Origin of the sequence: uncultured Lactobacillus sp. (assembly GCF_947367125.1) — a bacterium.
In the GTDB taxonomy this organism is placed as follows: Bacteria; Bacillota; Bacilli; order Lactobacillales; family Lactobacillaceae; genus Lactobacillus.
Genome location: NZ_CANBCQ010000011.1, coordinates 1 through 13442, shown reverse-complemented (window position 1 = coordinate 13442; position 13442 = coordinate 1). Strand labels below are relative to the sequence as shown.

20 protein-coding genes are annotated in these 13442 nt (G+C 34.3%); 13 read left to right on the top strand and 7 right to left on the bottom strand.

Annotated features, from left to right (window positions below; genetic code table 11):
- Nucleotides 1-48 precede the first annotated feature (48 nt).
- Together Q0Y84_RS04415 and Q0Y84_RS04410 are read right to left on the bottom strand one after the other, a co-directional pair.
- Nucleotides 49-2220: a transglycosylase domain-containing protein gene (locus Q0Y84_RS04415; protein WP_297951359.1), complete on the bottom strand. Its 2172-nt coding sequence runs from the start codon at nt 2218-2220 to the stop codon at nt 49-51.
- A gap of 186 nt (nt 2221-2406) precedes the next feature.
- Complete coding sequence (locus Q0Y84_RS04410; RefSeq protein ID WP_297951315.1) at nt 2407-3756, bottom strand: hypothetical protein; 1350 nt, start codon at nt 3754-3756, stop codon at nt 2407-2409.
- A gap of 199 nt (nt 3757-3955) precedes the next feature.
- On the opposite strand from Q0Y84_RS04410, the gene Q0Y84_RS04405 reads away from it, so the two are divergent.
- From Q0Y84_RS04405 to Q0Y84_RS04375, 7 genes are all read left to right on the top strand, one after another.
- A complete protein-coding gene (locus tag Q0Y84_RS04405) occupies nt 3956-4663 on the top strand; it encodes a hypothetical protein (protein WP_297951313.1) in 708 nt (235 codons plus the stop codon).
- A gap of 69 nt (nt 4664-4732) precedes the next feature.
- The gene (locus tag Q0Y84_RS04400) at nt 4733-5038 is read left to right on the top strand and encodes a hypothetical protein (RefSeq protein WP_297951312.1); all 306 of its coding nucleotides are present in this window, start codon (nt 4733-4735) and stop codon (nt 5036-5038) included.
- Nucleotides 5031-5312, top strand: coding sequence for a hypothetical protein (locus Q0Y84_RS04395; RefSeq protein ID WP_297951311.1), 282 nt, complete (start codon nt 5031-5033; stop codon nt 5310-5312). The genes Q0Y84_RS04400 and Q0Y84_RS04395 overlap by 8 nt, the downstream gene beginning before the upstream one ends.
- Nucleotides 5313-5404: 92 nt before the next feature.
- A complete protein-coding gene (locus Q0Y84_RS04390) occupies nt 5405-6016 on the top strand; it encodes a hypothetical protein (RefSeq protein ID WP_297951310.1) in 612 nt (203 codons plus the stop codon).
- 39 nt (nt 6017-6055) lie between these two features.
- The gene (locus tag Q0Y84_RS04385; protein ID WP_297951309.1) at nt 6056-6226 is read left to right on the top strand and encodes a prepilin peptidase; all 171 of its coding nucleotides are present in this window, start codon (nt 6056-6058) and stop codon (nt 6224-6226) included.
- A gap of 230 nt (nt 6227-6456) precedes the next feature.
- Nucleotides 6457-6978 (top strand): hypothetical protein, encoded by a 522-nt coding sequence (locus tag Q0Y84_RS04380; RefSeq protein ID WP_297951308.1) that lies wholly within the window; start codon nt 6457-6459, stop codon nt 6976-6978.
- Nucleotides 6979-7007: 29 nt separating this feature from the next.
- Nucleotides 7008-7349, top strand: a complete 342-nt coding sequence (locus tag Q0Y84_RS04375) for a hypothetical protein (RefSeq protein WP_005729931.1) — start codon at nt 7008-7010, stop codon at nt 7347-7349.
- 24 nt (nt 7350-7373) lie between these two features.
- Here the strand turns inward: Q0Y84_RS04375 and Q0Y84_RS04370 are convergent, their stop codons facing one another.
- The 5 genes from Q0Y84_RS04370 to Q0Y84_RS04350 all read right to left on the bottom strand — a co-directional run bounded on the left by Q0Y84_RS04370 (nt 7374) and on the right by Q0Y84_RS04350 (nt 10287).
- The gene (locus Q0Y84_RS04370) at nt 7374-7667 is read right to left on the bottom strand and encodes an RNase H1/viroplasmin domain-containing protein (RefSeq protein ID WP_297951307.1); all 294 of its coding nucleotides are present in this window, start codon (nt 7665-7667) and stop codon (nt 7374-7376) included.
- A 334-nt stretch (nt 7668-8001) separates the two neighbouring features.
- Entirely contained in the window at nt 8002-8151 is a 150-nt protein-coding gene (locus Q0Y84_RS04365; RefSeq protein WP_297951306.1) for a hypothetical protein, read from the bottom strand.
- 201 nt (nt 8152-8352) lie between these two features.
- Nucleotides 8353-8811 (bottom strand): hypothetical protein, encoded by a 459-nt coding sequence (locus Q0Y84_RS04360; protein ID WP_297951305.1) that lies wholly within the window; start codon nt 8809-8811, stop codon nt 8353-8355.
- A gap of 102 nt (nt 8812-8913) precedes the next feature.
- Nucleotides 8914-9318: a hypothetical protein gene (locus Q0Y84_RS04355; protein ID WP_297951304.1), complete on the bottom strand. Its 405-nt coding sequence runs from the start codon at nt 9316-9318 to the stop codon at nt 8914-8916.
- 81 nt (nt 9319-9399) lie between these two features.
- Nucleotides 9400-10287, bottom strand: coding sequence for a hypothetical protein (locus Q0Y84_RS04350; protein WP_297951303.1), 888 nt, complete (start codon nt 10285-10287; stop codon nt 9400-9402).
- A gap of 142 nt (nt 10288-10429) precedes the next feature.
- On the opposite strand from Q0Y84_RS04350, the gene Q0Y84_RS04345 reads away from it, so the two are divergent.
- The 6 genes from Q0Y84_RS04345 (at nt 10430) to Q0Y84_RS04320 (ending at nt 13198) form a co-directional block, all read left to right on the top strand.
- The gene (locus tag Q0Y84_RS04345) at nt 10430-10744 is read left to right on the top strand and encodes a hypothetical protein (RefSeq protein WP_297951302.1); all 315 of its coding nucleotides are present in this window, start codon (nt 10430-10432) and stop codon (nt 10742-10744) included.
- Between the two features lie 173 nt (nt 10745-10917).
- Nucleotides 10918-11856: an ATP-binding protein gene (locus Q0Y84_RS04340; protein WP_297951301.1), complete on the top strand. Its 939-nt coding sequence runs from the start codon at nt 10918-10920 to the stop codon at nt 11854-11856.
- Between the two features lie 10 nt (nt 11857-11866).
- The gene (locus tag Q0Y84_RS04335; RefSeq protein WP_297951300.1) at nt 11867-12220 is read left to right on the top strand and encodes a hypothetical protein; all 354 of its coding nucleotides are present in this window, start codon (nt 11867-11869) and stop codon (nt 12218-12220) included.
- Nucleotides 12221-12499: 279 nt separating this feature from the next.
- Nucleotides 12500-12643, top strand: a complete 144-nt coding sequence (locus Q0Y84_RS04330; RefSeq protein WP_005729942.1) for a hypothetical protein — start codon at nt 12500-12502, stop codon at nt 12641-12643.
- A gap of 101 nt (nt 12644-12744) precedes the next feature.
- Nucleotides 12745-13029, top strand: a complete 285-nt coding sequence (locus tag Q0Y84_RS04325) for a hypothetical protein (RefSeq protein WP_297951298.1) — start codon at nt 12745-12747, stop codon at nt 13027-13029.
- Nucleotides 13030-13054: 25 nt separating this feature from the next.
- A complete protein-coding gene (locus tag Q0Y84_RS04320; RefSeq protein WP_297951297.1) occupies nt 13055-13198 on the top strand; it encodes a hypothetical protein in 144 nt (47 codons plus the stop codon).
- Nucleotides 13199-13442: the final 244 nt, after the last annotated feature.

Below are 13442 nucleotides of genomic sequence, written 5' to 3'. Positions count from 1 at the left end.
GTTTGTCTAATTTTTACGTCTCAGTACAAATTGCTAGGTCTTTTTTGGCTACCTTGTGTAGTAATAGTAGTAATGCAAGTTACCATAAGCGTCACGTCTAACAATGTAGTGTTTCTGCAAAGTTCCTTGTTGTGACTGAGTTCTTTGCTCATTCTGATTATCTTGATTTCTCCCCATGATGATCCTGCGAGCATCACTCTTTTTCTTTTTAGGTATTTTAGGAGGCTTAGGAGTATGACCTTTGACATACAATTCGTTAGTTATTGCCCGACCGGAAGCAAACTTTTGTGCTACGACAGTATCGGGTTTTTGCCAATCGGAATTAACCTTGTCTTTCATAAGGCATTGCATTGCTGATTTATAGAAGAGTTGGGCGGAGTTTTCGCCGTTGCCAGAAATTTTGCCGTCTCTGAGGTTATCATAGCCAGTCCAAACTGCAATAGAGTAATCCTTAGTATACCCGACAAACCAAGAATCTTTTGGGGTTCCTGCGTAGCTAGGAAATTTTTTAAGTTCGCTGTCGGAATATTTAACCGTACCTGTTTTACCTGCTTGATAAAGTTTAGGTATTTGAGCTTTGGTACCAGATCCTTTACTAATAACACCTTTAAGCATATCGGTAATCATATAAGCAGTTGAGGTTTTCATAACTCTTTCACCAGAATTATCATAGAGATGCTCTAAACCGTCAGGAGTTTCAATCTTAGAGATAAAATGGGGCGCATGATAAACACCTTGATTAGCTAAGGCACCATAAGCACCTGCCATCTGCAAAGTAGAAGCATTAGCCCCGATACCTACAGAGAGACCTTGACTTTTTTCAATATTAATTCCCATTTGTTTAGCAAATTTGGAAGCCTTCTGCAAGCCAACTGTCTGCAAAGTGCGAACAGCAGGTACATTTCTTGATTGTTCTAGGGCATAGCGCATAGTCATTGCACCTTGATAAGTATTATCCCAGTCATATAATTGCACGTTGGTTCCAGAGTAGACGTAAGGCGTATCATATAAGATTTCTGCGGTTGACCAGTTCTTATATTCAATAGCAGGGGCATAATCTAGGATTGGCTTAATGGATGATCCAGTGGAACGCCCAGTCTGCACTGCACGGTTATACCCTAATGCTACTTTTGGCAGGTGACGACCACCAATAATCGCAACTACGTGACCATTAGAAGGATCAACCACAGTTGCTCCAATCTGCATTTTTTCATTAGTAAATGGAACCTTATTGCTGTTAGCTAGTTCGTAAAGCTCGTTTTGGGCTTTCTGGTCAATGTTAACGGTGATTTTCAAATTCGAGTTATATGGATCAAAGCCTTTAGCTTTAGCTTCACTAACTACTTCTTTGATATATGGATCGTCAATTGTTCTTCTCTGCGAGTGATCGTTATTAGTATGCCGAGGGCGTAATCCGTAATTAATCGGCTCTGCCATTGCCCGATTCATAGTTTGCTTATCAATCTTATTATTACGGTACATTGCATATAAGACAGTATCACGTCTGTTTTTAGTTGCTTCGGGATAAAGATACGGGTCATAGCTAGTTGGAGCATTTAACATCCCTGCGAGCATTGCTGTTTGAGAGAGATCTAATTGATTAATATGTTTACCGTAGTAATAGTTAGATGCAGTCCCAATACCATAATTGTTGTAGCCCATATAAGGCTTATTAATATAGTACTCTAGGATTTTTTCTTTAGAATATCTTTGAGTAATTTGCATAGCCAACCAAGCTTCTTGGGCTTTTCTACGAATGGTTCGCTGTGATGCGTCTGTTGAAAACACCGATAGCTTAATCAACTGCTGGGTAATTCCTGATCCTCCTGCGCTGATATCATGACCTTTAATGTTGGCAACGAGCGAGCCAGCAATTCTAATTGGATCAACTCCTAATGGCTCATTGTAAAAACGCTTGTCTTCTATAGATAGTACTGCGTCTTTTAACTGTTGCGGAATTTGGTCGCTACGGATATAGTTTCGCTTATCAGAACCAAGCGATAACAGAAATTTACCGTCATTGGTATAAAGAGCAGAAGAGCCACCTGCTTGCAACTTAGTAGTGGTGACCGTAGGGGCACTTTTAGCATAGTAGGCAAATACGCCTACGCCACTGACAAAAAGCAAACCCAAAACAAGAAAGCACCAAGATAAGAAACGACCAAAATAATGCCAGAAGCCCTGTTTTCTATGATTTCTTCCTAACCTGGTTTGTGGCATTATTTCGTCCTCATTTTCTTCAAAGTCTTTATCATCATAATTATCCAAAAAACGTCACACCCTTTACTTCATTTACAAAAATCATACCGAAAAATGAAGTGAATTTTTGAAAAATCCTATTTTGCCAAAAATGCTCCATGAGAAGTTTTCCAAAACAAAAAAGGCTATCATTTGTAGCCTTTTGCATCATTTGTTATTTGGTGTAACTTTAGCAGACTTGATTAGCAATGGATAATCAATTTCTACCTTATTGCCATTCAAGCCTTGCTTATCAACATAACAAAGTATATCAGTCAGTGGATTAGCAATATGCTCAGATAGCTTGAATTTTTCTTTTGCTGATGCAGTTAAGGAGATTTCATGTTTCATTTCACTTAGCCAAACCAGCTGTTCAGGGGACGCATATTTGTCCCAATTGCTTAAATAAAGCGGTAAAAGTGGAAAGTTTAAGTTGGGGTTCGTAACTTCATAGCCATGGCGGTCTCTTAAAATCGTGCTAACAAGAATTTCTCCTAAATAGGGAGCAGAATCGGGTAGATGAATTAAAACAATACCTGTCTTTTCAGTGGGACTAAGCAATTTAAGAAAACTAACAGTGTTTTTATTTAAAAATAAATTTTTGAAAAATGGCTTGGCCACAACTCGTTGAACTGAGTTAATAACTTTGATAACCTTATAAACCAAACTAGTTTGCATGGTATCCTCTTTGTGATTTTCATAAGAATGTAGCATGGTCTCAAACCAAATAATCAGTTGTGAAAGGCGATCATAAGTATTTTGGCGCACATTATCATCTACTACATGAAGGGATTTCTCACCATTTAATAAAATTGTTAGATGATCCATTTCTGCTAGAGAATTACAATCAATAAAATTAAGCTTAACGTCTTTTACTGCATTAGCAACTAGTTCTTCTTTGCGTAAAAAGCGCAAGAAGCCATTCATTGATGTCTTCTGTTTTTTTAGATCACTAACTAAACAGTAAAGGGTACAGTAGTTATTTAGAATTGAAATATCGGCCCAATCTTTAAATTGAAAAAGTTTGCGTAAACGATGAGCCACTTGATCGACAGGTGCGTCCCAAAGATCAATACCGCAAGTATTTTCAAGCTCAGGAAAAATTAGATGAATTTGATTGCGGTCAATGCCTACATGCAATGCTTGATCTAACAGGTTATTCAGCAATACTTTATTTGGCGAAAGAATAATAACTCCTTGTGGATGGCTCTTATCTGGGTTAGTTTTGTTGCGAAATGTCTTAAGATCATGCGTGACAATGGTTTCTAACCATGTCTTGCGTATGGCAGGGTCTTTTACTAATAACACTTTTGGAATTGTACGGTCCTTAATAATTTTATTTTCATCTTTGTTGCCTGCATCCCCGATAAAGGCATCTTCATCAGCAAAATCTGAATCAACTTTAGCATCTAGTTTATTGACTTTTTGCGTGGGATCTACCGTTTTATAATCGTGAGCGATGTTTTCCTTTTTCTTATCTTTTTTAGAATTAAATAGGTTCAGTAACTTTTTTAGCATATTTTCAACTCCTTATTTTTAGCTAATTAAGAATATATACTTTTTTAGCCAAAATACAGAAAAACTTGAAACTGAAAAAAGCTTGTTTCTGAGTGAACTATAAGAATTTCGCTTAAATCTTATAAACTATAAGCAAGAAAAAACTAACCAGTGTGTAATAATATGCACTCAAGAAAATAATTAAGAAAGAAGATAAAAAATGCATTACTATAATTTAATTTATGATCGTTTATTATTGTGTGATCCTAAAGAGGGCAAGCCTGTTTTATATCCATTAACAGACAAGCAAAAGCAAGCTCTAAAAGTTAAGCATAATCAGGATATTTTAGCTGAATTAGCAGTACATTTAGATATTCGTTTAACCTATCATGAACATCCAATTATCTTTTGTGGTGAAGATTATTTTGATTCACCTATTGATTTTAAAGATAATCCAGTAAAATCAGCATTTTACGCTAATGATTTAATTGACATGACTTTTGATAAGAAAAATGAATTACATGGTTATCAGCTGGATATTTTTCCAACTGATTTAGCTCTAAAATTTCTAGGAGTTCTTAACGATACACATAGACTTAAAGCTTTTGACAAGAATCATGATAGTTTGCATATGGAAACAATTGATGGAAATCAATTAGATTGTAAATTCTGCAAATATGAGGTTGACCTTGGTGATGCATCGCTGACTACCTTACCTGTTGAAAAAGAAGAATGGTTTAAATTATTAAACCAGCATGCTGAAAGTTTCAATAATAATGATAATCACCCCGCACAATCAGTTGGTTATTCTTGGATTGATTTAGGCAAAAACGTGTCTGATGATGCAATTCTAGTTAAGACAAAAGATAATTGTACGCTAACATACCAAAATCCATCCGAAATACAGAAAAACTTGCTTTTTGAGTAAACCAGAAAAACTCCATTGAAAATCTGTAACCTATAAGTGAAGAAACGAAACTATATGGAGTTGAAAAAATTGAAAATAATTGATGAAATTGACGGACTAGATGATGCAAATTGGAATTCAGTATTAATTGATCCAGAGCCTAAATTTCAAACTGAAAAAGCTTACCTGCGCAAAGAAAAAATCTTGCACTGGATCTGTCTAGTTCAGTACGATAAATTAGATCAATTAATCACTGAAATAGTAGATGTATTACACAGTAACAAGCGATTGTTTTCACGGTATTGCTTGTACTTGCTACTCATAGATGCTAAGAAGGGTAATCCTGATAAATTGACTAAGAAGTTAAAAGAAAAACTAGGAGTAAACTATGTTTGAAACAAAAAAGTGGAAGACCTTTAAAAGTGAAGGGTATCAAAATAAGCAACGGAACTACGTTCTTGGCTATTATTATGGCTTCTTTTTGGTTTTAGTTGGCATATTTGGGATGATCTATTGGTTATTTACTATTCACCTCTATGGGATTAACTTTGATTTTGCGGCAACGATTTTCTGCAATGTCTTTTTTTGGAGTGGATTAATTGTTGAACATATTTTTAGGAAAAAGGAACAACAATTAGAAAAAACTGCTGAAACATCGAGCGAAGGTTAAAGCAATCAGAAAAGATCATCAACGTTGCAAAAATACCATCTATGTAATATCATGTTGAATTGACAAATAATTGACTAATTAAGAGGTACAAAATGAATCAATATCTAACTGAATTAGGCAAGAACAAGTTGAGAAAGATGATATATGATGTTCTGGTCAAAAAGCGTGACTTGCGATTAAAAAATACTGACATGGGTAGTTATGAGTATCAAGCAATTCAACAACGTGAAATAGCCGTATCAATCTTATTTGATAGTCTTATTACGTGGGAAGAGATCGGTAGTGACGATAAAAATACGATTTTTCATTACGAAAATCTTGTGAATAGTGAAAGAGAACTTAAGAACTTCGTAGATAATGGAATTGTATGGAAAGACTATTTAACTATTGAGGGATTAGAAAAGCTGTTAGATAAATATAAACAGGAATTAATTGCAAAACAGGCTTCATGGCATGATGGCGTATTCGAAAACCTTCCTCAAATTGACTCAATTACAGATGTAAAGCAATGTACTGTCAATACAAACTACCTTGAACGACAACAAGGATTTATTGCCATTTTTCAAGCCTTTAAAATACCTCGTCAAAAAGTAATGTATGTTGAAGATGAAGTGCGTAATTCAATATACACGATGAGTATAAATGAAATGGGTGGTTACGAGTACAAGCAATTAGCTCATTATGAAGTCGAGAAGGATTTCTAAGCGAAAATAAGCATATATCATTGAAAAAAAAGGAAAATTATGTCAGATATTAAGAAGATTACTAAGCACGGGCAAGATTCAATGCTATTTGATTGCGACAACTGCAATAATACCGTTAATATTGATTTTTTCGATCTATTAAAAGCAGAAGACAATCCTCATTGCCCTATTTGTGGCGCAGGGGGCGACCACTTAACGCTTGTTGAATGATGTGTTTAAATGAGAAAAAAGATGATACCCTGCCATCCATCTAATGATGGGCGGTAGGGTATTTGAAATTGAAACATAGTCAAGGCCATTTTTGTCAAGACCGAGTTTTTCTACTAAAAAGGCAAAAATATGGTCCTGTTTAAAAATAGAGAAAATCTGAAAAGCCCATTTTGACATGATAATATTACTCTTAACATTAGTAATTCAACAAAAGATTGAGGGGGTTCATCATGCATAAAAACAAAAAATTGATAGTTATTTCATTTACTATTCTAATGGGATTAGGTCTAACAGGGATGCGAGCTTCGAAGGTACAAGCAATTTCCTGGGGTACTAAAGTACCATATGTCACACCTAAGCAAACTCGTGGTACCTGGTATTACAAAGAAAATGGTACGATCAAGAAATTGGTTATTACAGCTCATACTTCTCGCGGTAAAAAGCTTTATAAGATTTTGCCAGCAAAAGAATTTAATAAAATGTCTGCTAAATTAATTAGGGCTGACGAAAAGAACCATTATCGGGTATCAAAGAAAATCAGCGCTAAATGGTTACAGGCTAAAACAATCCATAAACATGGGGCTATTGGATTTAATGCTGATGGCTGGTTAGCAGGGGCAGGTAATGGCACTTATTTCTTACCGATTCAAAAGATTCGTCATGGCAAAAAAGTTCCAACACTGAGAATCGGTTACGGCGCTGGTAACTGGAGAATGACATACGCTTACAAAAGTAAGGCTTTAGCGAAATAATAGCAAATGGAGTAGAAGGTAGAAAAAATATGAAAATCAATGAATTAAAAAAGAATGGCTTGCATCTTAGCATTGAGTGGAAAAGAGTATTAACTTATTCTAGTGACATTGAAGATGTGACAGATAAGGAACTCCAAAATGTTAAATCCGTTACTGATTATCTTGATTTGGATTCAGTTTGGCAAAAACATGATGTAGACGACAGTGAGTCCATCTCTGAATCAGAACGATATACTTTAATTGACAATCAAGGAAACGTTCTAGTAGAAGATTTAAGTATTGAGGAAATGGATCAGTTTATTAAAAATCTAAGGATGTTAGATATTAAAAATTCAAATTGGAAATCATTAAATCTTAAAAGCTTAAAATAGAAAAAAGCCATTTTGACAATCTAGTCAAGATGGCTTTTTTGCGTTTTGGGTAATAGAAGAAATTGCTTCTTGTAAGCTCATGCTACCTTTACCACCAGGACGGTCCTTATAATAACCTTTGCGTCCACTGTTAATAAATTTCATCTTATCTTCTTTGCTCCAATCTAGGTAGGCAAGAGCGTCCGTAACATTTTCAAAGCTTTTGAATATAGGGTGGGGGAAGCCTTCAATTTGACTTTTGCATTCTTCCCATGAGCGATAGACCCCTATAATACGTCCACGCTTAACAGCATAGAATTTATTTGCTTTTTCTGTCATAAAAATCACCTGCTTATCAAATATTTAGTTGTTAATTTAAATATACGCTGGAAAAATGAATAGATGTTGTTTGCTCCAAATAGATGAAAATATTAAAAATATAAAACATACAAAAGTAGCGAAACATACGAAAGAAAATGCAAATAAACATTAAAAATAAAGAAGCAAAATTGAACTGAAATTTAAAATGAGTTAAAATACAAATGTAAATAAAAAAGAGAAGCAGTGCAATGCTTCTTTTCTGTACAGAGCCGCTAAAAGGGCGGTGGCAATAGTTAAATCAAACAAAAAGCCGATTCAACTCGCCAAAGTTATCACGGCTTTTTTGTTTGCCCTACATTTTCCACAAATCGTGGAACGCTGTCATCATTTTTTTTAAGGCTTTGAGCCACTTTGTTAGTTTCTTGGTAAGCAAGGTCATACTTGCAACTAAGATACAAAGCAAATTGACAACAGCAATGACAGACAGAAGAAAGCCTGTCATGAAGCAAAATGTACCTCCTTTCAAAAGATTCTGTCGCAATAGTTAATACACCATTGGCACCACCCCCAGAAATGAAAGTACCACCGCTTATTTAACTTTCTGTACATCATTATTTTATCAAATTACAGAAGCCAATTCTGCAAATTTATCGACAAAAAAGACATCCCTTTGATGGATAATTTCATTTGAAAGGGATGCCTTTTAATTTTCTAAGATTGCAAGAATATTGGATGTTGGAACAGATAGGGAGTTTTCACCAGTAGAGAGCAGTAAATGATCTCTGCGTTGCAAAGCATGTTCATAGTTGACGATTGCAATTTCAATTTGATCGTAGAGCTTAACTTCAACTTTGTTGCTAAGAACATAACTACTGCATAAGACACGATGCTTTCTGAATTTGTAGGTGACCTCCACAATAGGAAAAGTTTCTTGATTGTTTTGCAGAAAATCAAACTGTTCTAAAAGCGTATTGATAAACTCAATACCATCATTAGGATTTGAACTAAACCAATCGCTAACGTGTTGCTTTTGACTATAACGAGAGGTGACTGTAAACCTAGATTCAAATTGGTAATTGTTGTATCTGATTTCTTGCAAGACCTTGTACTTTTTGTCAAACGTAATGTAGTGTTTGCTTCTAAGAGCTTGATAGTATGTCATAATTGCACCTGCTTCGTGTTATTAGTTCCTATTTTTAGTATAGCGAACTAAAATACCAATTGCTTAATAATTCCAAGTCAGCCGCAAAAGATTACGTTTCTGCTATTGATTAACGGGATGGATTAGACAAAACTCATCAATATTCAAGCGAGTAAAAGCTGTATTAATTGGCAAATTCGTGATGATCCGCTTTAGTGACTTAATATCAAACTGATCGTTGGTAATGAAATATTTAACATACTTTCTAATGAAATCCTCTGATATAGGCTTCATGTCACCATAGATAGTCCTGACAGGGAAGTAGTAAAGTAAATGGTCGATACTGTCAGGATCTTTCATTCGATCGAGAGAAGCAACATTAAGTGTAATGTTAGAGTTGTAATCGGTTGCTGATTTAATTAAGTTAATCCATGAATCAGATAAATAGTTGTCAAAGTTGCATAAGTAAATTGGTAATTGAGTTGCTTCTCCACTTCTGCGCTTTGTTAAAGCGGATTGAAGTGCCATGCTGACAAGATTAGACCAGAGTTTAGCGTCTTTAATGCCTAATTCGCTGGAAGCTAATTCAAAAATGCAAATACCGCCATGCTAAATAATTGAATTGAGCTTAATCAAATTAGTATTTTCGTTAAACAAGTATCTGCCTAGTTTAGATTCATCTTGATAATGGAATAGCACATCATATATTTCAAAATTAATGTCGTTCTGCTTAGCGTCACCTAAATGGAAATGATTCCTTAAATCATCGATTACTTTCTGATACTTACTTTTGTTGATCTTATCTAGGTTATCTTCAACATAATGACAAATGTCCATAATTGATGCAGGATTACGGAAAAATTCTAACAAATCAGTGAAATTAGGGGAACGCTTATCTAATTCCGCATACGCTTTTTCTAGCCCTACAAGATAGGTAAGCCAATCGTGGCGTAAGCTGTTCTTGTCTTTAAAAAGACCTGTTAGGAAGTCTACAATTTCATTAGTAGGCAGACTCATAACATCAAGGGTGGGCGTACCTTTTTTAATAGGATTGAAAATATGTACATCCCGTTCAGGAACGCCAGCTTCAATCGAATCACGATAAGTTTGCATAGTCATATTGTGATCGGGACTAATTACGGTTACACCACTAATAAATTTGGTTTGAAAACCAATCTTATTGGTCCAGTCCTGCTTGTGAGTTAAAAGATCATAATTAGAATGAAAGTATTCTTGATACTTAATATCCTGCTTAATAAATTTACGCAACAAGCGTGTTTCGGCTTCACTAGGTGCATTAGCAAAAATAATTTGATTCTGTCTAGCACGTTTAGTCCGAATATTAGGCAGATAAATCTTAGCTGGTTGATTTACTTCCTCAGACTTTTTTGAAATACCTAAGCACAAGCTGGGGAAAGGATAGCTATCATGTTCTAAAGATGTAGGTCTGCCTTTGTCTTTGACTTGTTTAAACAAGCGAGTGATAAAATTAGTCATTGCCTAAATCCTTTCTGATTTTTCCATTAGTATAAGAGATTCCAAAAGCAGTTGCAGAATTTCTCAAAAAAACAGAAATGGCACTGTGAAAATGATAAGCTACTAATTAGCGATACAAAGAATAGATGAAAGGAACTAGACGATGATTAACATTACTTTAGCTTTGTTTATGACAGTAGCAACAGCTATTTGCATTATGATGGCTCGTAAGATATATAGCATACTTACATTAAACAAAATAGATAAGAAGTACATTATGCAATGCAAAATTGCAATTAGTATCTGGTTAATTTGCACGGTAGCAAGCATTATCTTGGACGTGCTAGTTAAAGCAATCAATGATATATCTGTTGCACAATCACTTGCCTTAATAGGTGGAGGAATAAAGATCATTGGTTTAATCAGCTTATTAGGCATATTTGTAGTTCCTTTTTTTAAACACAATGAAAATCAATAATAAATTCAAAAACAACAATAAAGGCATCCCTTTACGGAATGCCTTTTTAAATACCAACTATTCAAAATACTAGTACTTGAAAATAATTAATCAATTAGAGAAAACCAGAAATTGCTTTTCAATTTAACTATAATAGTTGCAACAGCAAAAATGAAAGGAAATACAATAAGTCTATGCCAACGACTAAACAAGCAATGGATCTTATTCAGGATTCAATATACGGCGATAAAGACCATTTTCGACAAGTAGCAATAAGCATTGCTAATAATCTTAAAAAGAGAAAACATTCCTACGAAGCTAAACAAATTATGGACTGGCTCAATGATGTGCAGGTTAATAATGAAACTCATGAGGGATTAATTAAGTATGAAAAGCCTAGCTTAAGCTTTGATGATTTGATTCTTCCTAAAGAATTGAAAGATCAATTGCGAGAAGTTGTCTTAGAACGACAGAAGAGGGATGTCTTAGCTAAATATGGATTGACTTATACTAATACAATCTTGTTGCTAGGAAAACCTGGTACTGGAAAAACACTGACTGCGAAGGTGTTAGCGAGTGAATTAAGCTTGCCACTTAAAGAGATTAACTTTGCTAGGTTAATTAGTAGTCAAATGGGGCAGACAGGTAACATGATAACGTATTTTTTTGAAGAAGAAATCCCAGGAAAACCAGGAGTTTACTTTTTTGATGAGTTTGATGCGCTAGTTTCAAGAAGGACGTTAGCTTCACAAGGAGCTGACCGTGAATACAATGAAATCGTCAATACAATCCTTAAAGGGATGGATAATCTAAATACAAGTAGTTATATCATTGGTGCAACTAATCTGGATTCAATTATAGATCCTGCAATTAAACGAAGGTTTGATTTAGTTCTACGTTATCCAAGTGAAAGTATTGATCGTAGTAAGTTCATCACGTACTTCATGCAACGCTGGAAAGTTGATTATGAGCCAAGTACTGTCGTAATAAAAGCAACAGATGGCTTATCTCCTGCTGTAATAGAAAAGATTTGTAAACAAGCAATGCGGATTCACGTTCTTCACGATGCACCTATTAATGATTCACTATTTCTTAGTCTTACTAAAAACAGAAAGCTAAATTTTAGAAAATAAGAGGTAAAAAATGTTTGTAGATCTATTATCAAAAAATGTTTTACCAGTAATGTTCAATATAACTAGAATTACATTGGGACTCCTGTCAGTAATGCTGTTAATTACTGGATGTTATTTATTGTTTGCAACACAAAAGGCAAATTTCAAAAAGATGGTAACAAATTATGTAATGGCAGACATATCAGTCATATCCCTCACATTAGTTTGTTATCTAGTTGCAGGGGTCTTCGGAATATCTATCAAGCAAATACTTGGTTTTGATCCAATCAAAGACGTATTCCAATTCTCTAATGCAGTTTTTTCAATATCTAACCTATTAAATATTGGCTTGTTATTTGTGATACTAGAACAAAAAAATGAGTAGGTTAGCAGTTGTAACTTTAACTGGCTCAAGGGATTTGAACGTTGACAAAATATAAAATTTTTGATAACATAAGTAATACTTGAATCATATTCGAGCTATTCATGTTTTGAAAGAGACATGTTAAATTATTTAATTAAAAATTTTTCTAAAAAGAAATAGCGTTCAGCAATGGACGCTATTTCTTTTTGCGTATTTTCTTAGAACTAGAAATAATCAGCATTTTACTCAAAAAAACTTTAAATTATGCTTAATCCAAGCAAAATAGGGAGGAATAAGTTAATGCTGATTTTTTTAGTTATTTCTTTGATTGTAGCAACTGGATTTGGAATTGGTGCAATGTTTTTAAAAGGTAAAGCTAGCTTAGTTTCAATGATGCTGGCTTATGTTGTGGTAATTAGTGCTGTAATCTACATTTGCTACTAGGAGAAACTATCAAAATGGAATAACAAAGACTTTTTTGCAAAGGGGATGCATACTTAAGCTGTTAAAACCGAAGATTGCTATGGAATAATGAAGGGTAACAGATGAAGAAAGGAAAAGTTTACGAGCTTACTAAAATCACTTTTGCTAAAGATGGCAAAGTAGTTAGATTGGATACTAATATTTTCGATACTTATGTCCAAGCTGTTAAACCTTTAGTGAAGTATATTAAACAAAAGAAAAATAAGGTAAATTACAAAAAAGGACATATTTCCTCAATCGAAATTAAGGATGAGGAGTATTCTAAGAAACTTAAGTATGCATTTACTATTTCTGAGAAAACCGTATACTTGGAAGGAAATGAATTCTTTAACAACAAAAAAGAATGATAGATCTATTATTGTGAGGTAAAAAATGGAAAATTATGATTATAGCAATAATAATGATGTAGTAGTCTTACCCAAAGTAGGCTCACGAAGACAAAAAATGTTGTGCTTAGTTGGCACAGCTATTGCAGGATTAGCTCTTATTGGTTTGATTAAATTATCGCATCACTAATCTAAACAAAAATTAAAAAAGTAGAACCCTGATTTTTTCAGTAGTTCTACTTTTTTAATAGGACAATTATTTTCGATAGAATCGACATAAAATGCTAAGAAGGACAGCTATTAAAAAGGGCAAAAGAAAAAAGCTAAGTTTTTCGCTTAGCTTTTTTTCCTTTTGCCTTATTCCATGCCTGTCGTCTGCTTGCGTCTGGTGAAGTAGACAAAGGTGCCGATGGCTGTTGCCAAGGTTACTGCGC